The organism is Massilia sp. Root335 (genome assembly GCF_001425685.1).
GTDB lineage: Bacteria > Pseudomonadota > Gammaproteobacteria > Burkholderiales > Burkholderiaceae_D > Telluria > Telluria luteola.
In genome coordinates this window covers 1-24,817 of record NZ_LMCY01000070.1, presented here as the reverse complement: position 1 = coordinate 24,817, position 24,817 = coordinate 1, and the positions used below count along the sequence as shown (strand labels likewise).

Sequence of the window (24,817 nt, the reverse complement as noted above, 5' to 3'; positions counted from 1 at the left end):
CGCGGCGCCGTCAAGCCGGCGTCTTGGCGGACAGCCGCTTGAGCCGCTCCAGCGCGCTCTCGCCGGCCGTCTCCGGCTGGCTGACGGACTTGCGGATCGCATCGAGTTCGGCCTGCTGGTCCAGCGGCTTCTGGCCGATGTCGGCGACGATGCGCAGGCCCTGCGCCTCGTTCGTCACGGCCTCGGCGCGGCGCGTCAGCGCGGACAGGGCCGTCGAGTTGCCGCGCATGCTCGTCAGGCCATTCAGCTGTTCCTGGCGTTCGAGGCGCATTTCCTGCAGGTCCTTCTGGGCCTTGGCCGCGGCCAGCGCCTGCAACGCCTTCTTCGCCTGCGCGTCGAACTCCGCCAGCTGCTTCGACAGCGCGTCGACGATCTTCTGCAGCTCGTCCATGTACGCCTTCGCGTCCGCTTCTTCCTGGATTTCCTGCGGCAGGCGGGCCTTGTTCCCTTCCAGCTCGTCGCAGAACATCGTGACCGTGGCTTCCGAAATCGTGCCGGCGGCGAGGCGCTCGGCCAGCTTCTCGGCCGCGCGTTCGTCTCCGGCGATCAGGTTCTGCAGGTTGGCGACGTCGCCGTGTTCCTTGTCGAACGACGCGCGCGCCGTCGCCAGCAGTTGCGCCGTCTCGCGCAGGGTGGCGACCAGGCGGTCGCGGTCGGCCTCGGTCGCGGTCTCGGGGTCGAAGTTGGCGATGGCTTCGGCGATGCGGTTGCCCAGTGCGCCGAAATGCTTCGTGACCAGCCGTGCGGTCAGGCCCCATCCACTAGCGTTGCTCATTGTTGTTCCTTTCGTGCGGTGATGAAGTGCGGTGATGAAACGGTTGATACGGTTACTGGATGACGATGCGTTCCTGCTCGACCGGGACGCCGATGACGAAATCGACGTGGATCCCGCGCCGGTCCGTATCGCCGTCGACGCTCTCCACGATCTCCGTCGTGATCAATAAATATTCGCGCCCGCCGTCCGCCAGCGTGCGCACGTACGGCATGAAGTACATCTGCTGGCGCAGGCCGTGCACGCCCGCCGCATCGTCGATGCGCGTCTCGCGGCCCTCGAACGGCTTGACGAACTGCGCGTCCGGCGCGCCCGCGTCGCGGGTGTAATCGACGCGATCGAGCGCGCCGAACACGGTGTCCAGCGTGGCCGCGTCCAGCATGTCGGCCAGTTGTTCGCGCCACAGCGTATAGCCGGGATCGCCCAGCCCATGGCCGGCGGCGCCCGTGTACGCATCCTGGTCGTCGGCCGTCTCGGGGATCACGCGCGCCAGCTGGGTGCAGTACAGGACCTCGGCCACCTTGCCGTCGTCGCCGCAGAACACCTGCAGGAATTTTTCCTTCGCGTCGTCGTCGCCCTTGTCGAGGTACAGGCGGTACAGCTCCGTGTGCGGCTCGAGGCGGATCTGCGACACGGCCAGGATGCGCGTGTCGGCGGCGGACGGCGTCGCGATCAGCGAGCCGCCCGCCTGCGCCCGGATGATCGGCGAGCATTGCAGCTGCACGACGCTGCCGATGCGCGCGCCCATCGGCGCGGCGGCGTCGGCATGGTGCCCGCCCTGCGTGATGCCCTTGTTGGCCGCGACGGCACGCACGTAGCTGAAAACATCCTTCCAGGCCATCTGTTCAATTCCTTTCGAACGAATAATTCGGTTTCTTCGCCGCGCGGCTGCGGCGCACGCGGCGCCACGCGAAGTACACGGCCCAGCCGACGAGCGCCAGCACGCACAGCGTCATGAACACGCCCAGGAACGAGGTGCCGCCCGACCGCGCCGGCGCCGGCGCCATCGTCCCGCCGCCCGGCGTCGACGGGTACGCGCCCGGATAGCCGTTGTTGTTCGCATGCGCGCCGCGCGCCATGTTCGCCAGCACGGCGCCCGCGATCACATGACCCAGGCCGCTGTCCTGGCGGACGATGATCGGGGCCTGCTGCTGCGCCTGGCCGTACTGCGGCGGCGGCGCCGGCTGGGCGTTGCCCCCGTGTTCGTAGCCCGGCACGGGCCGCGTGTCGCGCCCCGCCTGTGTCTGCGCCTGCTCCTGCGCCTGGCGCCGCGCATCCAGCGTGCGCAGCGCATTCGCTTCGGACGCGTTCCTGTTCAGCTTTTGCGACAGCGCGGAATCCGATTTCTGCGGCGCCGCCGCCCCGCCGCCGAACGAGCCGAAGCCGCCGGACGGCCGGCCCGCGTTCGACGGCTGGACGGGCGCCGGCGCCGGCGCAGCGGACGACGCGTGCCGGCTGAACGAGCCAAAACCGCCCGACTTCGCCGACGAATACGACGGCTTCATCGACGACGACGAGGACGACCGGTGCGACGAAAAGCCGCTCTTGAAGGAGTGCGACGATGTCGTCGGCCTGGCATCGGCGCTGCCGACATGCGCCAGCGGCACGAGCAGCGCCAGCACGAACGCAACTTGATAAGACTTCAACATGGTCAGGAGGGCGATCGAAAGTTAGAATTAGTGTAACGACCGGAATGTTGACACGCACCGGTTAAATTAGCAAAGGATTACCATGACCCGCCGTTACCTCGACATGAACCAGCACGACGCCCTCTACACGGTGGCGCGCAAATACCCGGGCAGCATCGACGCGCTGGCACGCGAGCTGGACATGTCGGCCAATGTCCTGCGCAACAAGCTGGCGCCGACGATCGCATCGCACTATCCGTCGTTCGAGGAGGTGTCGCAGATCGTCGAGTGCTGCCACAAGGCGGGCGTGGCGGATGCGCACCTGCCGCTGCACGCGCTGCTCGTGCGCCACGGGATGGCGGCCTTCGTCGTGCCGCAGCCGGAATCGGCGCGCCAGGACGACCTGTCGCAGACCGTCTGCCGCGTGATGAGCGACGTCGGCGCCGTGGCCGAGGCGGTGTCGAGCGCCCTGCTCGACGGCACCGTCACCCCGGTCGAGGCCGACCTGATCGAACGTAAGTTCCATGCCGCGCTGTCCGCCCTGGGCGCCTGGCGCGCACGCCTGCGCCAGGAAACCGAGGCGGGTCTCCGCTGATCAGGAACGCAGGCGGCGCGCCGGCGCCGGCCCGTCGTCCTGCGCTGCGCCGCGCAGGGAACGCAAAAACAATCCCAGGCCGCCGAAGGCCAGCGCCAGGATGCAGATGAGTTCAAAGGCCGACATCGTGCGCAGCGACATGTTCACGGATGCGATCACGCCGAATACGAGCGCGGCGAACGCGCCGACGGCAAGCAGCCAGCCCAGCGCACTGCGGGCGTTGTAGAAGATCATGGCGATGCCGATCACGAGGGGAATCAGCACGATCCCGCCCGTGATGCCGTAGCCGCCGACGCCGAACAGGCGCGTGCCGAGCCCGAAGCTGGAGCTCACCACGACGCTGTTGAGCAGCAGGTAAAACCCGCCGCACATCAGGATGAGCCCGAGAAAAAACCGGCCCGTCCCGCCGCTCGTTCCGCCCGCACCGTTCATCGTGTCCTCCGTCTTCATATTTGTTGCGACGGCGACAACAATACCAGAATTTCCGGTCACATTGCTACTGTGCCCGGCGGTGATGGCGCGAATGTTTTACCGCGCGTGGACAGTGGCGATTGGCCCAAGGAGCTGCCGATGGAAATGATGGTCGGCGCGCTGGGCGGCTTCGAGCCGCGCGCGCAGGGCCTGGAACAGCAACGGCGCTGAGTTGCCGGCGAGCTGACGCCGAACAAGCTGCCGACCAGCGCTCGCGAATCCGCAACAATCAGCAGGTGGTACCGCGCATTCCCTTCCCTGTCATCACGTCGATACCGAAATAGCAGGAATAGCCGTCGCCCTTGGTCCAGACGCAGATCAAGTCGCCCCTGCGTCGCTGGCGGCTGTCCGGGCCGGCGCCGCAAGCATCCCTCAAGTCTGGGCCGATACGGTCGAACGTGTCCTTCGCAAGCGCCCCGGTGAACATAAGCGACAGCTTTCGATCCTTCTCGGTTGGCGGGGTCGAGTCGCCGATACTGCCACCATACACGTAGTAGTCGCCCCGGAGCGGCTTGGCCAGGTATCGGCCAGCTGCCTCCTTTTCGGCGGCGGTCGCAATGGGCTGCAGCGCAAGCGCGCCAATAAGGAATGCCAGGCGCGCGCTCATAGTCGCTCCGAGACTTCGATATGGATATGATCGTTATGGTCCGGCCACGATTTCACGCGACCAGGGCCGCAAGCCTGCTGGACCTTGTCATCATTGAAGTACATTTTCGTGACCAGCGGGTGCCGTAAAAACAGGCAAAGCAGCCTGATTGTAGCTTCTCGATCATAGACCTTCTCGTCGAAGCGCGAGCAGCGCGCGGCTTGACCGACCATGTGGTCTTTTCGCACTGGCCTGATGTCCATCTCGACACCCTTCATGTGGCTGGCGTGGTCATATTTCAGCCCATTCGCCACGCTGATGTTTCCGATACCAAATTTCCGGTCATCGATGGACTGCCATTCACGTTCGACCCAGAAAATCACGGACAGCATGTTGGGGTGTGCGTACTGCGCCAGTGCGCCGGTACCAGGAACGCCCTTCACGTTTCCATACACGTAATAGCCCGCATCTTCGGGCGCCTGCGGCAGCATGAAGTAGCCGCGGGAATCTTTCGGTTGAATTGGAACGCCACCAGCCATGATCGCGCTCCTCTGTCACAGGCACTTTTTGGCGGCGAGGTCCCAGCCGCCGGCGGTGGACCCGCCAGCCCCACCGCCGATTCTCTGCTGGGTGTACGTCCACTTGACCTTCGAGAAGCACAGGCCGACTTCATCATGGAGCACGCCGCCATCGTGCATCAGCTGGTCCATATGGGCCAACATCACGTTGTCCAGCTCGACAGCGTAGTACTTCACCGGCTTTCCCTGGCCATCCGCGCGCATGAATTCCAGCTTGGCCTTCGGGATCGTCTTACCCATCGAGCAGTGCTGCATCAGGACCGGTGAGGCAAGGTCCACCAGCTTGGAAAAGGTCAGGATGCGGTGTTCGCTGTGTGCGGACGTGTGGCCGCCGCTGGTAGACACGGTGGTGCTCCTGGGCTGCACCACGCCCATGTGCACTTTCGTCAGTTCGATCCAGCCCTGATGCGCCGAGTCGGCCGACTCGCCCTGGATGCCATCGATTTGCAGGTATGCGTCGATTGCCATGCTGGATCTCCCTTGTATGGATACGAAAAATCGATCCTCGCTCTGCAAGGGTTAGGGCAGCTTGGCAGCGCGCAAGCTCATCGGTTTCTGTTCCGCTAACGGTGCGCCGTACCCTACTAGCTTGGGTTACCGCGGCGCATCCGCCACCGGTTCGCCGAAATCGGGCATGCCGTCCGGCCGCCAATGGATGACCTGGGCGCGCGTATGGCGGTTCGGGTCGTGCAGCGAATCGCCCTGGATCTCGCGGTAGTTGCGCGCGTGGTAGACCAGCACGTCGGTCTTGCCGTCCGGCGTCGTCGTGAACGCGTTGTGGCCCGGCCCCCACTGGCCGTTCTTCGCGCTGCTCCTGAAGACAGGTTGCGCCAGCTTGGTCCACGACCTGGGGTCGAGCAGGTCGGCGTCGTCCGGCGCGCTCGTCATGCCGAGACAGTAATTCTCGTCCGTGGCGCTGGCCGAGAACGTGACGAACACGCGGCCGTGGCGCACCAGCACGGCCGGGCCCTCGTCGACCGCGAATTTCACCTTCTCCCACGCATACTCCGGCTTCGACAGCATCACGGCCGGTCCCTTGATCGTCAGCGGCGTGTCCATCTTTGCGATGTAGATGTTGGTGCCCTTGCTACCGTCGGGCGCCGTCTGCGTCCACACGAGGTAGCGCTGGCCGCGGTTCTCGAACGTGGTGGCGTCCAGCGAGAACGATTCCCAGCCCGTCTTGACCTGGCCGCGCTCGACCCACTCGCCCGCGAACGGATCGGCCGACGCGTTTTCCAGCGCGTACAGGCGGATGTCCCACGGATGCTCGGCGCTGCCCGCCGTGAAATAGATGTACCACTTGCCGTCGATGCGGTGCATCTCGGGCGCCCAGATGTGCGCGCCCATCGCGCCGGTCGCGTGCTTGCGCCACACGGTCTTCGCCGGCGCGGCGCCCAGGTCGTCGAGCGCACGGGCGCGGCGGATCTCGATGCGGTCGTACTCCGGCACCGTCGCCGTGAAGTAGTACCAGCCGTCGGGCTGCAGCGACACCTGCGGGTCGGCGCGCTGCTGCACCAGCGGATTGTGGAACACGGGTTCGGCGGCGCGGGCGGACGACGCCGCGGCGGCAAGGCACAGCACCAGCGCCGGCAAGGCGCGGACGGAAAAGCTGGACATCGGTTCTCCCAATTGGTTAGACAGGCGGGTCGAGCCGGATGGCGACCTTCGCGTCGCGGTCCGTGCGCACGACACCGCCCTCCTCGATCAATTCGCTCACCTGGATCAGGCTGCGCCGCTGTTCGGGTCCGTCGCGTTTCGCATCCGGCCCCTGGCGCCCCGGGTGGACGAAATAGAACAGGTAGGCACGGCCGCCGCTGACGACGACGTCCGCATGGCCGCCCATCACGCCGTCGTCCGGCCCGTGGCCCGGCTGCTCCAGCAGGGTAGCATCCTGCTTGCGCCACGTGAGCGCGTCGCTTGACCGGAACACGGCGAGGCCATGCCACACGTCGACGATCATCCACCATGCGCCGTGCCAGCGGAACACCTTGGGTCCTTCGCCGCGCTGGGCGACGGCGAGACCCCGGTCCGTCCAGTGTTCCAGGTCCGGGCTGTCGGCGTAATACGTGTTCTTGTGATCGAGTTCGTTGTTGTACCACATGCGCCAGGTCCCGTCGGGCAGCCGGGCCAGCGACGGGTCGATCACCTTGTCGTTCGCCAGCGGCACGATCGCCGGATGGCGCCAGGTGCGCAGGTCAGTGCTCGTCAGGTGCACGATCACGCGCGGATGCTTCCAGTCCTCGAACACGCCCGGCACGACCGTGAGGAACATGTGGAACGTGCCGTCGCCGGCGCGCACGATGTCGGGCGCCCAGTGCGTAGCGTCCTTGCCGCCCAGGCCGGGCGGCAGGTCGATGTCGGCCGTGCCGACATAGGTCCAGTGCGCGCCGCCGTCGGGCGATTCGGCGATGCCGATGCGCGTGCCGTGCACCCACGTCACGCCCGGCAGGCCTTGCGCGGTCGCGCGCCGGTTCGTGTAGAACATCCACCAGCGCCCGCGGCCCGGGTTCCATATCAGGGTCGGATCGGCGGCGCCGTCGTACACGGGGTCGCGGAACAGGGGCTTGGCGGCGATGCCGCCTGCGGCGACAGTCGCGGCGGCCGGCGGCGCGGTCCGCTCGATGGCGCAGCCGGCGAGCGCGGACAGTGCCAGCAACAGGCACGCCGGCCTGGCCGCGAACGGCCGTAACGTGGACAACAAATCGTCTCCTTTTCCCGCGCGGTCTTCAGCCGCCGTCAATATGGCGCGATGATAGTGCCAGGCCGCCCGGCCGACCAATGAAATTTTTCGCGCCACCGATACGTTTTATACGCGTCCGCGTCACTGGGCAGGCGGGCGCCGGTGCCGCGGCCGGTCGTCCATGCCCGCCTCGTCGACGTCGGCCGACGTCGAGCGCGAGCGCTTGTATTCGAGTTCGCCCGCTTCCTCCGGCAGCGCGGGGCCCGTGTACAGGACGGCCACGTCGGCCAGCGCGCTGGCGCGGTCCTCGCCGAAGCCGGACAAGGGCGTCAGGCGCAGCCGGCGCGCCGTCACGGTCCGGCCGAAACGCACCGTCTGCGGATCGAACGTGGAGCCCAGCACGGGCCGCGCCACGTCGCGCCAGCTGGCGCCGTCGTCGCTCGCCTGGATCAGCCATTCGTGCACGTCGCCCTCGTGGTCGCGGTGGTTCTGGCGCGGCATCAGCACCAGGCCGTCGAACGGCACGGACTGCGCGAATTCGATGGTCAGCGGCGGCTGCGGCCGCGGCGCGTCGCCCTTCACGGCGACGAGGCCATAGGTGTTCGGATCGCCGTCGACGACGTTCGCCGCGTCGGGCCAGCCGCTCGCCGTCGCGCCGAGCTTTTTCATCACACGCGTGTCGAACAGGCTGGCGCGCAGCGCGGCCGGATCGACCGCCGTCGCCGGCTCGAAGCGTGCGCCGGCCATGTAGTCGAGCAGCGAGCGGCGCAGCTGGCGCGCGGCCGGGCGCTCGTCGAGCCGGTTCTCCAGGTCGAACGTCGACACGACGAGCCGGCCGCTGCCCACCTTCGCCTCGAACACGGCGCCCAGCCGGTAGTTGCGGTTCCAGTCGTCGATCGGCTGGACGATGGGACGCAGGCCGGCCGGCAGGCGCGCCAGGTTGAAGGCGCGGGCGCCCGCCACCAGGTCGCTCCACTGCCAGTCCATGTGGTCTGCCGTCGGGAAGCCGGCCAGTGCGGGATGCGCGCGGTCGACCCACAGGCCCAGCATGCGGCTCCAGCCCGGATTCATCAGGCGGTTCCAGAACACGGGCACGTCCGCGAGCGGCGGCGAGGTCCAGTCCAGGTCCGCCTTGCGCGGCAGGTACAGCACGCTGCCGCCCTGCGCCAGCCTGGCCTCGGCCTCCGGCCACGCCCGCGTCACCAGCACGCCGGCGGGGACGGCAGCGTCGACCTTGTCCGGATACAGCCAGAAGTTCCAGTCGTTGGCGACGGCGGTGCCGTCGAGCCCGACGACGAGCTTGTAGTGCGCCGGCGCCGGCAAGCGCGCGAGATCCGTCGCCACCCGGCCCAGCGGGATGTTCTTCCCGATCGGGATGTCGAGCTGCGCGAAGCGGCCCTGCACGACGGCGCGCCCGCCATCGTCCTCGATGCGCCACCACGGCCGCGCGCCGGCCAGCGGCTGTTGACCGTAATGCGCGATCTCGACGGGCACGTCGAACGCGTCGCGCGTCGTGAGGACGGAACGCGTGAGGCGGGCCAGCGGGACCGTCTCGCCATTGAAGCGGCGGAAGGCTTCCGGCGTCGCATACCCCTTCGATTCCCAGAACGTGTCGAGGATGCCGACCAGCGCCGTGCCCTGGCCCAGGTAGTCGTGCAGGTCCAGCAGCTGGTAGCCGCTCATGCCGCGCGTGCGCAGCGCCGCCTCGATCTCTTCCTTGTAGCACGCGACCTGCCACCGTCCGGATGCGAGCGCGAAGTCATGGTCGCGGTCCAGCACCCCGTGGCGGCGGGCGGACTCGCGGAAGATCTCGTAATTCCCCGGCCGCAGATATCCCGTGAACTTGTCGATGACCGAGAAATCCGGATACGCGACCCACTGCCCCATCTCGTGCGCGATGACCGGCACCTTGATGCCGTCCAGCGAGGCCGCGTAATCGCGTCCGAACCAGCCGGTCTTGTTGCGCAGCGGCTTGGGGCCGATGCGCTGCACGGCCAGGTAGTCGGTGTCCTTGTCGAGGTCCGGCACGACCTTCTCGGTGTGGCCCGTGCCGTTGGTGTACAGGCGGCGCGGGTCCTCGGCGCGGAAGCGCGCGATCCACTTCGCGAACACTTCCTTCCAGCGGCCCGACGGCTCGTTGCTGGGGCTCAGCAGCAGGAACGACGGATGATTGCCGTAGGCGCGGATCAGGCGTTCGGTCTCGTCATACAGCATCGCCTCGATCGGCGAACCCGGTTCGAAGCGGTTCCACATGCCGGGTTCGATCTGCAGGTAGATGCCCACTTCGTCCGCCGCCTGGAACGCGGCGTCCGGCGGCGTGAACGAGTGGAAGCGGATGTGGTTGATGCCCCAGGCCTTGTTGATGGCGAAGATCTTCTTCCAGTACGCGACGTCGGTCGGCGGATACCCGGTGAGCGGAAAATCGCCGCCGTCGTGCGTCCCGCGCAGGAACACGGGGCGGCCGTTGACGAGGATGTCGGTGCCGCGCGCCGCCACCTGCACGAAGCCGAACGACACGGTCCGCGCATCGTCGGCGCCCGGTCCGCGCAGGCGCAGCTTCAGCGACTGCAGTGCCGGGTGCCACTCGTCCCACGTCTGCGTATCGCCGGGGTACTGCACGCGGAATTCGGCGCTGCCGCCGGCCGGGGTCCAGCGCACGGCGACGCGCCTGCCGTTGGCCTCGATCGTGCCCTGCCCCGCCTTGCCGCCGCCGTTGCCGACCTTGAGCTTCACGAGGACGCTGCGGGTTGCCACGTCCGGGAACACCTGCGCGTCGTCGATGTACACGGGTGACGTGGCGCGCAGCTCGGCGCGGCCGACGATGCCGTTCCAGCTCATGCCGAGCGAATCCGAGATGCTGTGCGAATCGGGCCGGTAGGCCATCAGCACGCGCGAATCCACGCGCACCGTGACGCGGTGCTTGCCCGGCGCCAGCATGCCGATGTCGTAGTCGTGCGGCGCCACGAGGCTCAGGTCGGACCCGAGCGCGCGATCGTCGATCCAGGCGCTGGAACCCCAGCGGGGCCGCTCCAGGTGCAGCACGACGCGCTTGCCCCGCCACCCGCGCGGCACCTCGACGTCGCGCTGGTACCAGGCCGCGCCGAGGTAGTGGCGCGGCGGCTGGCTCAGGAACGGCACCTTCATCTGGCCCGGCGCCGTGAACGCCTTGTAGTCCTCGCGCAGGTTCCAGTGCTTGTCGTACAGTGACAGCACCCAGGGCGTGTGCGCGGTGATCTCGTCGCCATAGCCTTGCGCGTTCAGGATGCCGGGGATGCGGATGCGGTCGGGCAGCGTGCGCGTATCCCAGTGCTCGGCCACGCCGGTGTCGGCGGGGTCGAGCGCGAAGCGCCACGTGCCGGCCAGGTCGAGGGTGTCGGCGGCGTTGGCGGAGGCGGCAGCGGCCCCGAACAGCATGGCGGCGGCCAGAGCAAAACGTAAGCGGGACAAGAAGTTCATGCGGTTCTTCATTCGGTGTCGTGATCGTGCATTGTGGCATGCGTGCCCGCGTCCGCCGGCGCCGTGCCGCCAGGTTGCGGACGCCAGCGGCATGCCGCCAGGCGGTCGAGCGGCACGGCGGCCGCCATCGCGCGATAACCGGCCGGCGACGGGTGCAGGCGGTCGCCGGAATCGAAGGTTTCACGCAACCGGCCGGGCGCGTCGGGGTCGCGCAGGGCGGCGTCGAAGTCGGCCACGCCGTCGAACAGCGGGCTGGCGCGCAGCCAGGCGTTCAGCGTCAGGCGGTCCGCCTCGTTGTCCGGGCCGGGTTGGTAGATGCGGCTGCCGCCGTATGGGACGATCGTCCCCGCGATGAGGCACACGCCGCGCGCGTGCGCCTGTGCGGCCAGTGCCGTCCAGCCGTCTTCCAGGTCGTGCAGCAACGCGCGGCGCGCGTCCGGCGTATCCCGTCCGGCACGATGCTGGACGCCGAGGTCGTTCACGCCGATCAGCACGAGCGCATGCGTCACGCCGGGACGATCGAGTACGTCGTGCGCGAAACGCGCCGCCAGCTTCGGACCGTTCCCGTCGGCCAGCATGCGGTTGCCACCGATGCCTGCGTTCACGACGGCCAGCACCGGCGCATGCGTGGCGCCCAGGCGCCGCTGCAGGTAGTCCGGCCAGCGCTCGTCGCGGTCGAGGCCCGCCCCGGTGCCGTCCGTGATCGAATCGCCGATCGCCACCAGCTCGGCCGCGGGCGCGGACGGCAGCACGTCGATCTCGTCGACCTGATACCACGACGTCAGCGCCCGCGCGCCGTCGAGAGCGGGCCGCGCGGCCTGGTCGCCCGGCGCAAGGAATTGCGTCGCGTGGGCAGCGATGTGGACGCTCTGGCGCGCCGGCAGCGCCTCGACGGCCAGCGACACCGCGACGAGATCGCCCGCCACGCTCGGGAAATCCAGCGGATCGCTCACGATCTCGGCGCCCGGCGCGACGGTCACCCCGGGCTTGCCCACGAAACGCAGCGGCAGCGGCGGTCCGGCAAGGTCGCCCGCGCCGGCACGCGCGCGGCCGACGGTCGCGGCGCCGATCGCGAGGGGCTCGTCACCGAAGCGGTTGCTGATGCGCACCCGCAGCGCGGTGCCGCCCAGCGACAGGCGCATGGCCTGGCGCAAGGTCGCGTGCGCGGCGGCGGCCGGCGCCAGCGCCACCTTGTCGTTCGGGGCCATCAGCGCCGTGCCCCAGGCGGCGATCCAGTCCGGCGCCGGCCGCGCCTGGGCGGCGGCGGCCAGCAGGCCGGCCGCGACGAGCGTCGTGCGAACCTTCATGCGAACCTTCATGCGATGTTTCCGTGTTCGTGAATGAAAAGAGCGCGACCCGCCGGGCGGATCGCGCTCCTGCCGCCCGCGGGCGCGGGCGGTCTCTCTGGCATCAACCGCCGAAGCGGAAGTTCGCGCCGGCCATGATGCGGCGGCCGGCGTAGCTGTAGTCCAGGATGCTCGGGGCGCCGCTGGAGAACGGCACGTACGAACCCTGGCTGTCGCTGGTCGCGGTGTTGCCCAGGTTGCGGCCTTCGACGAACACCTCGATGTTCGGGGTGACCTTGTAGCTGACCTTCGCGTCGACGTAACGGGTAGCGTCCTTGAAGTTCGGCGAACCCGGGTTGTAGGCCGGCGGGCGGGTGTTGCCGCTGGCGTTCGGGTAGTTGTTCAAGTAGTTGCTGCTCGAACCCGAAATATTGTTGAAGTAGCTGGCCACGCCCTGCACGGCGATGCGTGCCGACAGGCGGCCATCGTCATACCAGATCGCCCAGTTGTACTGGAACTTCGATTCGCGCAGCGGCGGCAACGGCGTCCCGGTCAGCAGGTCCACGATGTTCTGGGTCGAGGTGACCGAGGCCAGCTTGGTGTAGTTGCCATCGAAGCCGAGATAGCGCAGGCGCCACGGCAGGAACGTGAACGCGGTCTTGGTACCGAACTCCCAGCCCTTGCGGGTGGTCGGGACGCCGTTCTCGTACGTCGGGAAGGAGAACGGCAGCTCGGCCAGCGACCTGCCGGTGGTCGGGTCGACCAGTGCCAGGCCCAGCGTGCCGTTTTCGGTCTGCACGATCGATGGACCGACGATGCCGCGCTGGTTGAAATAGGACAGCGAGAACATCGTGTCCTTGCTCGGGTAGTATTCCGCGCTCCAGTTCTGGTTCAGGTTCTTCTGCGCCTGCAGGGCCGGATTGCCGACGGTCTTGGTGCAGGTCTGCGTCCCTTGAGCATCGACGCGCTCGTCGTAGCGGCACAGGCCGGAAGGCAGCAGGGCCGTGACCGGCGGACGGGCGACCGTGCGGGCGCGGTTGTAGCGCACCACGAGCTGGTCCGGCACGAGCCACATGGCCAGGTTGTAGATCGGCAGGAAGTCGTGCGTGGTGGCGTCCACCGCGGTGTTGGTCGACACGGTGACGTCGTTGACGCCGCCGGCCGCGTTCGGGTTGGCCGGATCGAAGGCGGCGGTCCGCGTGATCGACTGGAACTGCATGTTGCCGACGCCGTGCACCTTGGTGCGGATATAACGGTATCCCAGATTGCCTTCGAGATCCCAGCCGAACGGCAACGATCGCTCGGTGAAGGGGATGTGGTCGATATTGAAGTCGGTCATGACGTAGGCCGCTTCGGAGCGCTCGCTCATCCGCGTCACCGGGGCGTCGTAGGTCTTGCCATCGGTGCCCGTGCAGCTGCTGACGCAGTCCAGGTTCGCATTCGTGATGCCGGCCAGCTTGAACACCTTCTGCACGTCGATGTTCGGCCAGTTGGTCACCGCGCTGTCGAACTGGCCGTTGGCGCCGTTGAAGAACTGGGTCTTCGTGATGTTCCCGGTGATCGTCTTGGCGATGATGTCCTGGAACTGCTGCGGCGTCACGGTGACCGTGCCCGAGCCCTGGCTGTCCCAGCGGTTGCTCGGCACGTAGCCGTACTGGCACTTGTTGCCGCCCGTGCCCAGCGAACCGGCCGTATCCTCGCAGCCCACGAGGGTGCTGCGGACCAGGCCCCGGTTTGCGTAGATGATCGGATTCGAACTCACCTGGTAGCCGTTGCCGCCCTTGGTGTCGTACTTCGTGTCACGCAGGTTGAAGCCGGTCTTGAAGCGGGTGAAGAAGGGAACGGCTTCCGGCATCTGGAAGGTGAAGTCCGCCTTGGCGGTGCGCTCCTCGGTGCCGGTGATGCCCGGCGTGTAGGTCAGCTGCGGCTGCGAATACGTCAGCAGCGGCTGCTGGGCCTGGGTGTACGCCGGTATGTTGTTGATGTACGTGGTGCCGCTCGTCTGTGCGGCCGCCTTGTCCGGCTGGACCATCTGCACGTAGTTGGCCGGATTGTACAGATTGAAGTTCGAGCCCTGCGGGAAGTTGTACCCCCACAGGCCGTTCGGCGTCACGGACAGCTGCGCCGCGCCATAACGGGTGGCGAACGTGGTGCGGAATACCTCGGTCGTATAGTTCGACTTGGCGTCGCCGACCATCCATTCGGCCGTCATCCCGTCATGCCGCCACTCGCCGCCGGTCTGGAAATACTTCGTCACGGTATCGGACTTCTGGAAGATCTGGTCGACGCCGGCCGCGCCGTCGCTGATACCGAAACCGGTCACGTGGTGGCTCGCATCCACGGTGACGGTCGATGGGTCGACGTTGGTCACCGCGCCCTGTACGGCCGGTCCGTTGCTGAGGAAGCTGACGTTGCCCGGGTACAGGTAGTAGCCTGCGCCGTTCGCCCCGGAGGCGACCGCACGCACGCCGTTCGTGTCCGTGAACGTCTTGGCCGTGTTGACATTCATCCCGCCCAGGCTCAGGAACGAGGTGTTGTTGTCGGTGTGGCGCTTCGAATAGCTGCCCTTGGCGTACACGGTCAGCTCACGATTCACCTTGAAGTCGGCGCGCAGGTCGAGGTCCTGGCGGCGGTCGACTTCGGTCTGGATCTTGTTGCGGATCAGCGAAGGCGTGTAGTCGTTCCACTGGTTCAGGCAGCTGATCAGTTCATTCTGACGCTCGTTCACCGCATTGGTACGGTTCGACGAGCTCAGGTTCTTCAACGTGGCGTCGGTGGTGGCCAGTTGCGGGAAGGCCGTGTAGCAGGCAGCCTTGGTCTGGGCGGCGGCCGACTTGGTCAGGATGTCGTATGGCGAATAGGTGGTGTAGTTGCCGGTGCCGTTCGTGTACGGATAGATGCCCGTCGATCCGGCGGCGGGGCCGGCCGGCGTCGTCGACGCCGGGTCGTCCATGTTCAAGGTGGACGGGTTGTACGTGAACGTCTTCTCGGGCGAATTGTCGAAGTCGATCGCACGCGAATAGCCGGCGGCCGCGCTGGTCGCGACCTGCATCTGGTGTTGTTCGTTGGCGGTCGTCGATTTCGACGCGTTCAGGATCACGCCGAGGCGGTTGTCCATGAACTTGCGCGACAGGATGACGTTGGTGTCAGGCTCCCACTTCTTGTTCAGGTTGTTCGTGGTGCCGGAAATGCGCACGGCGGCGAACGGCTCCTTGAAGTCCAGGCCGGTGCGGGTCTTGATGATGATGCCGCCGCCCAGCGAGCCTTCGACCATGTCGGCGGTCGAGCCCTTGACGACGTCCACACTCTTGATCAGGTCCGCCGACAGTTGGCGGAACTCGCTGCCGCGGCCGCTGCTGCCGGCCCCGACGCTGTTGGCCGACTGCACGGCCATGCCGTCGATCTCGACGCGGGTCAGGTCGGGGCCGTTGCCGCGCACGGCGACGGTGACGCCCTCGCCGAAGTCGCCGCGGTCGAGCGCGACGCCGGCCATGCGCGAGATCGCCTCGCCGATGTTGCGGTCCGGGAGCGAACCGACGTCCTCGGCGACGATCGAGTCGAGCGCGGTGGCGGCGTTTTTCTTGCGGGCGATCGACGATTGCTGCGATCTGCGGGTCGAGACGACGACGGTCGCGATGCCGCTCGCGATCTCGTTGTTGCCCTTCGGGGCCGCGCTCGCGCCGGTGCCGGGCGCCTGCGTGTTGGTGGCGTCCTGCGCCGGCGGGGTGTCCTGCGCCAGCGCGGCGTGGCTCGCCATCAGCGAGACTGCCAGCGAGACGGCATAGGCAAGGCGGGTGGGACGGATGACGTTGCGGATGTCGTGCATTTTTCTGTCTCCTTGGTGGACCGTGGTGAGCGGTCTGTCTTTTTTCGCGGTGACGCCGCAGGTCTGGTGCTGCGGTCGTTGGCTCTTCGACTCAGGGACAGTGTAGGGTTGCGGGCGCCCATCGTGATATATCAGCGGGAAATACTCATCCACATGAGCGAAGCGTGTGCTCGAATGGCCACACACACCAATCAAAACCGCGATTGCGATGCCATTTTTTGCGCGGGATGACGCCGGCGCCCTGCGAACGGTTATCGCAACGCCGCGGGCCGGGCCCGCGCGCCGCCGAAACGATCAATCCGGTGAGCGAATCGCGCGGGGACCCACGGCGCGATCGCCCTGCGCTATCCTTGCCCGCGCAAGCCGCGCCCACCCACGAGGAGACCCGATGAAGACGACCCGATCACAGACCATCCCCGCTTTGCTTTCGCTCCTGCTGCTGGCCACGGCGCACGCCCAGACGGGCACCGTGATCGTGAACGGCACGAAGGCGCGCGCCGGCGATCCCCATGCGATCAACGCCGCGAAGGACCGGATCCTGAACGGCCGGTCGGCGTCGTCGTGCGCGTTCATGGACCCGCACAACCCGGCCTACGATCCGGTCATGACGACGTACATGAGCGACTTCGGGCTGGACGACAGCCTGTCCAACGACGTGCCGCACTTCTCCGACCTGGCGCCGGGAGGCGACGTGTCGAATGCGGTCGATTCGTCGGGCATCGCCCGCGACCTCGGCATGTCCGACCGGGTGGCCGCGACGAACACGCCCGGCTGCGGCCTTGCCGACCGGCGCTTCGCGGCCGGCCGCAACCGCATCGCGCGCAACGACAAGTCGCTCGCCTTCGGCTACGAAGCCTACGACAACAAGGACTACCCGCGTGCGCTGGAGCAGTTCACCGCCGCGTGGAACAAGGTCGGCTACGACGAGGCGGCGCTGATGCTGGCGCGCCTGCACCTGTACGGCCTCGGTACGCCAAAGGATGGCGCGCAAGCCGTCGCATGGCTGGAAAAGGTGGACAACCAGCGCTACGATCCCGCCGAGCGCCTGCACTTCGATCCGGCGCACCCGGACGCGATGACCCCGCGCATCGAAGCCGCCTTCATGCTGGCGCGGATGTACGACCGCGGCATCGGGGTGGCGCGTGACGCGGACAAGGCGCGCCTGTGGTACGGGAAGGCGGCCGGCTACGGCTTCGTGCCCGCCCTCGACATCCTGGGCGCGCGCGCCCTGGCCGGCAGGGACGAGCCGCGCGACCCCGTCAAGGGGCTGGCGCAGTTGAAGGAAGCGGCGGACGCGGGCTACCCGGCCGCGCAGTACCATCTCGCACGCTCCTATTACGCGGCGGACGGCGTGCCGCGCGACGTCAGGACGGCCGGCGCCTACTTCGAAGCCGCCGCGCACGCCGGCATCCCCGCCGCCATGTTCGCGGCCGGGCACATGATCGACCTGGGCGAAGGCGTGAAGGCCGATCCCGCCAAGGCCATCGTCTACTACAAGGATGCGGCGCTGAAGGGCGACCGCGACGCCCAGTTCGCGCTCGGCACGTATTTCTACAGCGGCGAAGTGGTCGGCAAGAACCTGGCCACGGCAAGGCAGTGGTTCGCCGCCGCGGCGCGCCAGGGCCAGCCGGACGCCCTGTTCAACCTGGGCGCGATGACGGCCAACGGCGAAGGCGGCGCGAAGGACCCGGCCGCGGCCTACGTGCTGTTCAACCTGGCCGCCCAGGCGGGCTACGACGGCGCCGCCGGCGCGCTGAAGGCGTTGACGCCGACGCTGACCGCGGACGAGCGCAAGCGCGCCGACGCCGTGCTGCATCCGCGGGTCGCCGCGTCGCACTGACGGCCTGCCTACGCCGGCGGATAGTCCGGCGGCAGCAGCATGTCGGGAAAGCGCTCGCGCAATACGTCCAGCGCCTGCAGGGTGCCCGACAGATGATCGCGCACGGCGCGCTGGGCCCCCGCCGCGTCGCCGCGCGCGATGCAGCGCGCGATCCGGCCGTGCTGCTGCAGGATCGACTGCGCCTTGCCGTTCAGCGGCAGGTGCAGGCGGCGCAGGCGATCCAGGTTGCCGCTGCGGCGGCGCGTCAATACCCACAGATCGGGCAATTCGGACGCGTCGTACATGCGCTTGTGGAATTCCATGTCGATGCGCGTAAACTGTTCCAGGTCGCCCGCCGCCAGGCAGCCGCGCTGGCGCGCCACGAGGTCCAGCAGTTGCCTGCCCAGCTCCGGGCGGGGCTCGCGCGCGAGCACCCACGCGATCTCCAGCTCGACGGACAGGCGGAAGAAATGCGCCTGGCGCGCCGCGGCCAGGTCGATGGCGCGCACGCGCGTCTGATGCTGCGGGTAGATGTCGACGAGGCGCTCTTCCTCCAGCCGCAGCAGCGCTTCGCGGATGGGACTCTGCGACAGCTGGAAGTACTCGCACAACGCGGGTCGCGCCAGCACCGTGCCCGGTTTCAGGGCGAGGCCGACGATCTGCGCGCGCAGGTGCTCGAACACCTGCGCGGTCGCGTTGCGCGAGCGGTCCAGGCGGAACGGGACGTCGAGGGCGCTCATCGCTTACGGCCGTTCATAGAACTCCGCCTCCACGATGGACAGCGTGGACGTCGACACGCCCTTCGTCCCCGTCGCCGTATTCGCCTGGTTGGCTACCTCCGTCAGGCGCATCCCGCCGCCCTCCTGCGCACGGCCGTCCAGCGCGATGCGCACCGAGCGGCCCGGCACGGGCTTCAACGGCAGCGTCACGTAACCGAGGCTCGTGGGCGTGAGGCCGCTCCACGCTTCCTTGCCGTCCACATACACCTTGAGCGGATACCTGCGCTCGCGCCAGCCCGTCAGCTTGAGCACCACTTCCGCCAGCCGCGCGGCCCTGGCCAGCGTGTACGTGATCTCGGGCGTGGCGCCGGGCTTGCTCGTCCAGGCGGTCGTCTCGTCGTCGTCGATGGATTTGTTCCCGTCCGGCGCATCGACCGCCGCGACGGGCACGGCCACGCGCGACACGGTGAACGACGGGGTGGCCGGGGTGGGGCCGCGGTCCAGGTGCGCCGGCGGCGCGGGCGGCAGCGCGGCCAGGCCGTCCTGCACGGCCACCGGCCTTGACTCCAGCACCAGCTCGGCCGGCGCCAGGCCCTGCGCGCGGGCGCGGACGACGATGCGGCCGGCCGTCGGCGTCGTGCGCAGCAGCACGCGATTCACGCCGCCCTCCACCGGCAGCGAGCGCGCGAGGATGTCGTTGTCCGGGCCCTGCGCGATGCCGCCGCGCCATTCGGCCGGGCCCTGCACGTCGAAGTCGACGGTATCGAGCGCGAGCGGATTGCGGCGGCCGGCCGCGTCGACGGCCTCCACCTGCACGAGCGCCATGTCGGCGCCGTCGGCGCGCAGGCCGTGCGGCGAGACGATGGGCGTGAGGCGCAGCGCGACGGGGGCGCCGGCCGTCGCCAGCGTCGTCTCGCAGACCTGCTTGCCGTGCGCGTCATAGCCGATGGCCTTGAGTTCGCCCGGCTGCCAGGCGACGTCGCCGAACGTGAACAGGAAGCGCGCGCTCTGCTGCGCGGGGCCGAGCTCTTTCCCGTTCAGGAACAGCTTCACGGTGTCCGCGCTGGAGACGACGGCGACCGGCTTGACCGTCCCCGCAGGATAATTCCAGTGGCCGGCGATGTGGACGCGCGGGTGCTCCACGTCGACCCAGCCGTCCCACATGACCTGGTGCGCGTACCACGCGTCCTTCGGGATGCGCATGGCGTCCACTTCGCCGCTGCGCCGGTAATTCTCGGCGCCGCGGTGGTGGGTGTTCGAGTCCGAGAACACGATGTTCACGCCGCCGCTGGACACGCGCGTGCCGGTGCCGGGCCGTTCGCGCCAGTAGTCGTACCAGCGCTTGACGTCCTCGATGGTGAAGCTGTCCTGGTTGCGGTTGTAGGCGCTCGCGTCCTGGCCCTTGTGCAGCGGCCCGTCGCCGTCCTTGTGGTAAGGCGGGCTGAGATCGTCCCAGTATTTGCGCAGCGCCTCGTCGCGCGCGTACTCCATCGCCCACATCGGCATGTCCGCGCTCTTGTTTATGTACAGCATTTCGCCGCCGTATTCCGCGACCTGCTTCAGCTCCCGGCTCAGCATTTCGCGGCTGCCGGACGCACGCCCGCCGTACGGATCGTACTCGTCGCGCAGCGCCTTCATCGCCCGCATGTGGTCCGCGCTCACGCCCTTGTTGCCGCTTTCGTAGAACACGATGCTCGGGTTGTTGCGGTTGTAGACGATGGCGTCGCGCATGGCCTCGAGGCGCTGGTCCCAGCGGCGGTCCTTGACGTCGCCTTCCGAATCGCCGGCCGGCATCGCCTCCATCAGGCCCAGGCGGTCGAGCGATTCGACGTCCTGCTTCCACGGCGTCACGTGCATCCAGCGGAACAGGTTCGCATTGCCGGCCAGTGCCAGGCCGTTGCTGTAATCGGAGAGCCACGCGGGCACCGACATGCCGACCGCCGGCCATTCGTTGGTCGTGCGCTGCGCATAGCCGTGCACCTGGATGACGCGGTCGTTCAGCGCGATCATCCCGTTGCGGAACGCCGTCTTGCGAAAGCCGGTGCGGGTCGTGACCGCGTCGAGCGGCCTGCCGTCGACCTTCAGGGTGGTCACGACGTCGTACAGGTAGCCATAGCCCCAGCTCCAGAAGTGCAGGCCCGCGACGGGCGCGGCGGCTTTCAGCGTGACGGTGGCGCCGGGCGCGATGGTCTGCGCGGGCGCCGCGAAATGCGCGACGCGCCTGCCGTCGCGGTCGCGCAGCTCCACGTCGTACACCACCTTGCGCGCCCTGCCCGATTCGTTGCGCACCTGCGACTCGGCGTGGACGGTCGCCTTGCCGTGCGCGATGTCGAAGTCGCGCGCATACACGTACACGCCGGTCGTGCCGAGGCTCGCCAGCAGGGGCAGCGTCTGGTACACGGGTTCCGTCACGTGCAGGCGCACGTTCTTGGACAGCCCGCCGTAATTGGCATAGAAATTCTTGTCGTTCCACTGGAAGCGCTGGCCCGTCGCCCGCTCGCGGTAGTCCCAGCTGTTGTCGGTGCGGACGGCCACGACGTTGTCGCCTTTGAGGAGCGCGCCCGAGATCTCGACGCCGAACGCGTTGACGCCGTTCTCGTGCAGCCCGACGGCGCGGCCGTTGACGAACACCTCGGCGGCCTGGCGCGCGCCTTCGAATTCGAGGAACACCTTCTGGCCCGGCTTCAGGCCGGGCACCCGGAAATGCTTGCGATACCAGGCCACGCCGGTCGCCAGATCGGCGATGTCCTTGCGGAAGGCGTCGTCCTCGTTCCACGCATGCGGCAGGCTCACGAGCTTCCACGCGCCGTCGTCGAAGCCGGGACGCGCCGCATCCTGCGGGTCGCCGACGACGAGTTTCCAGCCGGGGTTGAAGTCGTACAGGGCGCGTGCCGCGTGGGCCGGCGCGGCGGCGGCGAGCGCCATCGCCAGGGCAAAACGGAGGTTCATGGAGGTCCAGTCAACGGGAAAGTGGGCACTGAAATATTAGCAGTCCAGTATTCGACCTTTGCGGGGTCCCGCCAATTACTCAACATGCTGAGCGTTCGCCGCGCCCGGATTGACGCCCCTGCGGTTTGGGCAGGTAATGACGGTCCAACAACAACAGCAATCAAGGAGACGGCATGGAATCAAGGCAGCAGTACCTCGTACGCGGCGCGTTCGCGCTGGCGATCCTGGCCGGCGCGGGCGGCGCGGCGGCGGCGACCTATTACGTGGCCCCTGCCGGCAACGACGCCAACGCGGGCACGCAGGCGGCGCCGTGGGCGAGCTTCGCCAGGGCGCAGGCGGCGGCAGTGGCCGGCGACACCGTGTACTTCCGCGGCGGCGCCTACGTCTATCACGGCGGCCTGAACCAGTGCGCCAGCATGACGGACACCGTCAACGTCATCACCCTGAACAAGAGCGGCGCATCCGGCAAGACGATCCGCTACTGGGCGTATCCGGGCGAAACGCCGGTGTTCGACTTTTCGCAGATGAAGGACAACTGCCGCGTGAAAGGCTTCAACGTGACGGGCAGCTGGATCCACCTGAAGGGCCTGGAAGTGACGGGCGCCCCGCAGCAGCCGGGCAATCTGCTGAACAACGAATCGTGGGGCGTGTGGAACAGCGGCAGCAACAACACCTTCGAGGCGCTGAACACGCACCACCACATGGGTCCGGGCATGTTCATCGCGAAGGGCAGCAACAACCTCGTGCTGAACGTCGACTCGCACCACAACTACGACCCGTACAGCAAGAGCGGCCCGGGGCAGAACGCGGACGGCTTCGGCGTCCACATCGGCGCCAACCAGCCCGGCAACGTGATTCGCGGCTGCCGCGCGTGGGCGAACACGGACGACGGCTACGACACCATCAGCGCGTATTCGCCCGTGCTGATCGAGAACTCGTGGGCGTGGATGATGGGCTACTATCCCGGCACCACGACGTCCGTCCCGGCCGGCAACGGCAACGGCTTCAAGCTGGGCGGCTACGGCGGCGTGTACGTCGCGAACGCGCCGCAGCACACCGCGCGCTTCAACGTCGCCTTCAAGAACAAGGCCTACGGCTTCTACGCCAACCATCATCCGGTCGCTAACTACTTTTATAACAACACGGGCGTCGCCAACCACGCCGACTTCAACATGCTCGGCATCGACCCGAGCGGCGCGGCCATCAGCCTCGGCATCCTGCGCAACAACCTCGCGTGGCAGGGCACGCTCGTGATGAACATGGGCGGCGCGGACGTCGCCAACAACAGCTGGAACCTCGCCAGCGTGTCGGTCACGAGCGCCGACTTCCAGAGCACCCTGCTTACCGGCTGGGACGCGCCGCGCCTGCCGGACGGCAGCCTGCCCCCGCTCCCTTACCTGCGCCTGGCGAGCGGCAGCGACCTGCTCGACAAGGGCGTCAACGTCGGCCTGCCGTACAGCGGCACCGCGCCGGACCTGGGCGGGTTCGAAGGCAGCGCGCCGGTGACGCTGTTCACGGACGCCGGTGCGAACATGACGGTCACGCAGTCGGGCCTCACGCTGAACCGCACGACGCAGCAGATGAGCGGCACGCTCAGCTTCACGAACCGGTCGACCACGACCTACGACGGCGTGCTGATGGCGCGCCTCGACACGTTGAGCGACGGCGTCCTGCTTGCCAACCGCAGCGGCAGCCAGGGCGGCGCGCCGACCCTGACCGTGACGTCGGCCCATCTCGCGCCGGGGCAGACGGTGACATTCCCGCTGGTCTTCTCGAACCCGGCGCACGTCGCCATCGGCTACACGCCGCGCCTGTTCGCGGGCCAGCCATGAAGCGGCTCGCACTCGCCCTCGCCCTGCTGTGCGCCTGCGCCGCGGCCGCCGCCGGCCCGACGTACCACGTCGCCATCGACACGCAGGACCATGCCGGCCAGTCCGGCTACCTCGACTTCCTGATCCTCGGCCAGGCCGCGGCCAGCCCCGTGCACGCGACCCTGAGCGGCTTTGCCGGCATCGCTCCGGATGGCGGCGCCGCGGACATCGCCGCCGGCGACGTGAGCGGCTCGGCGGCGACCGGTGTGGTGCTCGGCAACGGCACCGGCTGGAACGAATTCGGATTCTGGACCCGCTTCACGGGCCAGCTGGCGTTCGACGTCGCCTTCGACATCGACCCGCTGCCCGGCGCCGGCAGCACGCTCGAAGTGGCGCTGCTGGACGCTGGCCTGAACTACCTGGACCAGGACGGCGACGCGCTGGCGTTCGCCACCGTGCCCGGCGCGGCGCCGGTCGTGACGGCGACGGCCGCCGTGCGCCTGCCGGAAGCGCCGGCGCCGGCGCTGTGCCTGACCGGTCTCGCGCTCCTCGGGCTGGCCCGTCGCCGGCGCGCCTGAAGCGGACGGGCTGGTCAACGGGACGGGAACGCTGTTAGCATTGCGGCACGCGGGCCGACCGCGTGTCCGCCTTCCCTTCCCGTATCAAGTAATTAACAGTAAAGAGCGATGACGAAACCATTCAAACGCATCCTGTTCACCGGCGCCGCCGGTAACCTGGGCCGCCGCCTGCGCGAGCGCCTGCACGAATTCGCCGACATCGTGCGCCTGTCCGACGTCGCCGATTTCGGCCCGGCCGCGCCGCACGAGGAAATCGTCCTGTGCGACCTGGGCGACCGCGACGCCGTCATGCGCATGTGCGAGGGCGTCGACGCCATCCTGCACTTCGGCGGCATCTCCACCGAAGAGGAATGGGCGCCGATCATGCACGCCAACATCCTCGGCATGGTCAACCTGTACGAAGCCGTGCACAAGCTCGGCATCCGGCGCGTGGTCTTCGCCAGCACCAACCACACGATGGGCATGTACAAGACGACCGACATCGTCGACGCCACGATGCCGCCGCGCGCGGACGGTTACTACGGCGTGTCGAAAGTGTTCGGCGAGACGCTGTCGCGCTATTACTGGGACCGTTTCGGCGTGGAGACCGTGTGCATCCGCATCGGCTACTGCTGGCCGGAAGCGACCAACTACCGCCAGATGGTGACGTGGCTCTCGCTCGACGACCTCGTGCAGCTGCTGCACCGCTCGTTGGTCACGCCGCGCGTGGGGCACACGATCACGTTCGGCATCTCGGACAACGAGGGCCGCTGGTGGGACGACCGCCACGCCGCGTTCCTGCGCTACCAACCCAAGGACAGCTCGGCGCAGTTCGCGCACAAGCTGCCGCAGACGGTCGAGTATCCGCCGGCCGACGACATCACCACGTTTTATCAAGGCGGCGTGTTCCTGCACAACGGGCCGAAGTACAAGCCGTGACATGGCCCTGAGGCACGGGTCGGCACGTCAGATGTCGTCTGACGTCCGATCTCACAGCCGTTATTCCCGGGCATCTACGCGCCGTCGTTCCCGCGCAGGCGCACTGCTGTCCGGAATAATTTGAGGGGAAATCGCTGAAGGTGTT

General features: G+C 68.0%; 19 protein-coding genes. 5 read left to right on the top strand and 14 right to left on the bottom strand.

From position 1 onward, the window contains the following. Positions 1-10: 10 nt before the first annotated feature. The 3 genes from ASC93_RS28975 to ASC93_RS28965 are packed head-to-tail and all read right to left on the bottom strand — an operon-like array spanning position 11 to position 2,421. The gene (locus tag ASC93_RS28975; RefSeq protein WP_056451045.1) at positions 11-775 is read right to left on the bottom strand and encodes a hypothetical protein; all 765 of its coding nucleotides are present in this window, start codon (positions 773-775) and stop codon (positions 11-13) included. Between the two features lie 52 nt (positions 776-827). Beyond that, the gene (locus ASC93_RS28970; RefSeq protein ID WP_056451042.1) at positions 828-1,613 is read right to left on the bottom strand and encodes a DUF2491 family protein; all 786 of its coding nucleotides are present in this window, start codon (positions 1,611-1,613) and stop codon (positions 828-830) included. A 4-nt stretch (positions 1,614-1,617) separates the two neighbouring features. Next, complete coding sequence (locus ASC93_RS28965; RefSeq protein ID WP_157202173.1) at positions 1,618-2,421, bottom strand: hypothetical protein; 804 nt, start codon at positions 2,419-2,421, stop codon at positions 1,618-1,620. Between the two features lie 82 nt (positions 2,422-2,503). Between ASC93_RS28965 and ASC93_RS28960 the strand changes: the two genes are divergently transcribed. Further along, positions 2,504-2,995, top strand: a complete 492-nt coding sequence (locus ASC93_RS28960; protein WP_056451036.1) for a phage regulatory CII family protein — start codon at positions 2,504-2,506, stop codon at positions 2,993-2,995. On the opposite strand, the gene ASC93_RS28955 is transcribed toward ASC93_RS28960, so the two are convergent. From ASC93_RS28955 to ASC93_RS28915, 9 genes are all read right to left on the bottom strand, one after another. Next, positions 2,996-3,445 carry a hypothetical protein gene (locus tag ASC93_RS28955; protein WP_229412916.1) on the bottom strand — a complete coding sequence of 150 codons (450 nt, stop codon included), beginning with the start codon at positions 3,443-3,445 and terminating at the stop codon, positions 2,996-2,998. Positions 3,446-3,695: 250 nt separating this feature from the next. Next, complete coding sequence (locus ASC93_RS28950) at positions 3,696-4,073, bottom strand: hypothetical protein (RefSeq protein ID WP_056451033.1); 378 nt, start codon at positions 4,071-4,073, stop codon at positions 3,696-3,698. Next, positions 4,070-4,591: a hypothetical protein gene (locus ASC93_RS28945; RefSeq protein WP_157202172.1), complete on the bottom strand. Its 522-nt coding sequence runs from the start codon at positions 4,589-4,591 to the stop codon at positions 4,070-4,072. Before ASC93_RS28945 ends, ASC93_RS28950 begins: the two co-directional genes overlap by 4 nt. 15 nt (positions 4,592-4,606) lie before the next feature. Further along, positions 4,607-5,098, bottom strand: a complete 492-nt coding sequence (locus tag ASC93_RS28940; protein WP_056451029.1) for a type VI secretion system tube protein Hcp — start codon at positions 5,096-5,098, stop codon at positions 4,607-4,609. Positions 5,099-5,224: 126 nt separating this feature from the next. Next, positions 5,225-6,247: a family 43 glycosylhydrolase gene (locus ASC93_RS28935; protein WP_056451026.1), complete on the bottom strand. Its 1,023-nt coding sequence runs from the start codon at positions 6,245-6,247 to the stop codon at positions 5,225-5,227. A gap of 16 nt (positions 6,248-6,263) precedes the next feature. Further along, entirely contained in the window at positions 6,264-7,328 is a 1,065-nt protein-coding gene (locus ASC93_RS28930) for a family 43 glycosylhydrolase (RefSeq protein WP_200958425.1), read from the bottom strand. A 123-nt stretch (positions 7,329-7,451) separates the two neighbouring features. Then, the gene (locus tag ASC93_RS28925) at positions 7,452-10,766 is read right to left on the bottom strand and encodes a sugar-binding domain-containing protein (RefSeq protein ID WP_162251963.1); all 3,315 of its coding nucleotides are present in this window, start codon (positions 10,764-10,766) and stop codon (positions 7,452-7,454) included. A gap of 8 nt (positions 10,767-10,774) precedes the next feature. Further along, a complete protein-coding gene (locus ASC93_RS28920; protein WP_200958424.1) occupies positions 10,775-12,085 on the bottom strand; it encodes an SGNH/GDSL hydrolase family protein in 1,311 nt (436 codons plus the stop codon). A gap of 91 nt (positions 12,086-12,176) precedes the next feature. Next, entirely contained in the window at positions 12,177-15,878 is a 3,702-nt protein-coding gene (locus ASC93_RS28915; protein ID WP_056451021.1) for a TonB-dependent receptor, read from the bottom strand. Between the two features lie 388 nt (positions 15,879-16,266). Between ASC93_RS28915 and ASC93_RS28910 the strand changes: the two genes are divergently transcribed. After that, the gene (locus tag ASC93_RS28910; RefSeq protein ID WP_162251962.1) at positions 16,267-17,718 is read left to right on the top strand and encodes a tetratricopeptide repeat protein; all 1,452 of its coding nucleotides are present in this window, start codon (positions 16,267-16,269) and stop codon (positions 17,716-17,718) included. 8 nt (positions 17,719-17,726) lie between these two features. Here the strand turns inward: ASC93_RS28910 and ASC93_RS28905 are convergent, their stop codons facing one another. Both ASC93_RS28905 and ASC93_RS28900 read right to left on the bottom strand, forming a co-directional pair. Continuing rightward, positions 17,727-18,437 carry a GntR family transcriptional regulator gene (locus ASC93_RS28905; protein WP_056451016.1) on the bottom strand — a complete coding sequence of 237 codons (711 nt, stop codon included), beginning with the start codon at positions 18,435-18,437 and terminating at the stop codon, positions 17,727-17,729. A gap of 3 nt (positions 18,438-18,440) precedes the next feature. Further along, positions 18,441-21,365, bottom strand: coding sequence for a DUF4982 domain-containing protein (locus ASC93_RS28900; RefSeq protein WP_056451013.1), 2,925 nt, complete (start codon positions 21,363-21,365; stop codon positions 18,441-18,443). Between the two features lie 173 nt (positions 21,366-21,538). On the opposite strand from ASC93_RS28900, the gene ASC93_RS28895 reads away from it, so the two are divergent. From ASC93_RS28895 to ASC93_RS28885, 3 genes are all read left to right on the top strand, one after another. Then, entirely contained in the window at positions 21,539-23,197 is a 1,659-nt protein-coding gene (locus tag ASC93_RS28895; RefSeq protein ID WP_082548426.1) for a right-handed parallel beta-helix repeat-containing protein, read from the top strand. Then, entirely contained in the window at positions 23,194-23,754 is a 561-nt protein-coding gene (locus ASC93_RS28890; RefSeq protein ID WP_056451009.1) for an NF038129 family PEP-CTERM protein, read from the top strand. The genes ASC93_RS28895 and ASC93_RS28890 overlap by 4 nt, the downstream gene beginning before the upstream one ends. A gap of 108 nt (positions 23,755-23,862) precedes the next feature. Beyond that, positions 23,863-24,672, top strand: a complete 810-nt coding sequence (locus ASC93_RS28885) for an NAD(P)-dependent oxidoreductase (protein WP_056451006.1) — start codon at positions 23,863-23,865, stop codon at positions 24,670-24,672. The last annotated feature ends 145 nt before the right edge of the window (positions 24,673-24,817 follow it).

What these genes read in the sequence shown, in the direction of transcription:
- ASC93_RS28900 (WP_056451013.1), bottom strand. Translation starts at nt 21,365, where the DNA reads ATGAACCTCCGTTTTGCCCTGGCGATGGCGCTCGCCGCCGCCGCGCCG.
- ASC93_RS28960 (WP_056451036.1), top strand. Translation starts at nt 2,504, where the DNA reads ATGACCCGCCGTTACCTCGACATGAACCAGCACGACGCCCTCTACACG.
- ASC93_RS28940 (WP_056451029.1), bottom strand. Translation starts at nt 5,098, where the DNA reads ATGGCAATCGACGCATACCTGCAAATCGATGGCATCCAGGGCGAGTCG.
- ASC93_RS28895 (WP_082548426.1), top strand. Translation starts at nt 21,539, where the DNA reads ATGGAATCAAGGCAGCAGTACCTCGTACGCGGCGCGTTCGCGCTGGCG.
- ASC93_RS28935 (WP_056451026.1), bottom strand. Translation starts at nt 6,247, where the DNA reads ATGTCCAGCTTTTCCGTCCGCGCCTTGCCGGCGCTGGTGCTGTGCCTT.
- ASC93_RS28975 (WP_056451045.1), bottom strand. Translation starts at nt 775, where the DNA reads ATGAGCAACGCTAGTGGATGGGGCCTGACCGCACGGCTGGTCACGAAG.
- ASC93_RS28945 (WP_157202172.1), bottom strand. Translation starts at nt 4,591, where the DNA reads ATGGCTGGTGGCGTTCCAATTCAACCGAAAGATTCCCGCGGCTACTTC.
- ASC93_RS28885 (WP_056451006.1), top strand. Translation starts at nt 23,863, where the DNA reads ATGACGAAACCATTCAAACGCATCCTGTTCACCGGCGCCGCCGGTAAC.
- ASC93_RS28970 (WP_056451042.1), bottom strand. Translation starts at nt 1,613, where the DNA reads ATGGCCTGGAAGGATGTTTTCAGCTACGTGCGTGCCGTCGCGGCCAAC.
- ASC93_RS28955 (WP_229412916.1), bottom strand. Translation starts at nt 3,445, where the DNA reads ATGAAGACGGAGGACACGATGAACGGTGCGGGCGGAACGAGCGGCGGG.
- ASC93_RS28965 (WP_157202173.1), bottom strand. Translation starts at nt 2,421, where the DNA reads ATGTTGAAGTCTTATCAAGTTGCGTTCGTGCTGGCGCTGCTCGTGCCG.
- ASC93_RS28925 (WP_162251963.1), bottom strand. Translation starts at nt 10,766, where the DNA reads ATGAACTTCTTGTCCCGCTTACGTTTTGCTCTGGCCGCCGCCATGCTG.
- ASC93_RS28890 (WP_056451009.1), top strand. Translation starts at nt 23,194, where the DNA reads ATGAAGCGGCTCGCACTCGCCCTCGCCCTGCTGTGCGCCTGCGCCGCG.
- ASC93_RS28910 (WP_162251962.1), top strand. Translation starts at nt 16,267, where the DNA reads ATGAAGACGACCCGATCACAGACCATCCCCGCTTTGCTTTCGCTCCTG.
- ASC93_RS28950 (WP_056451033.1), bottom strand. Translation starts at nt 4,073, where the DNA reads ATGAGCGCGCGCCTGGCATTCCTTATTGGCGCGCTTGCGCTGCAGCCC.
- ASC93_RS28915 (WP_056451021.1), bottom strand. Translation starts at nt 15,878, where the DNA reads ATGCACGACATCCGCAACGTCATCCGTCCCACCCGCCTTGCCTATGCC.
- ASC93_RS28905 (WP_056451016.1), bottom strand. Translation starts at nt 18,437, where the DNA reads ATGAGCGCCCTCGACGTCCCGTTCCGCCTGGACCGCTCGCGCAACGCG.
- ASC93_RS28920 (WP_200958424.1), bottom strand. Translation starts at nt 12,085, where the DNA reads ATGAAGGTTCGCATGAAGGTTCGCACGACGCTCGTCGCGGCCGGCCTG.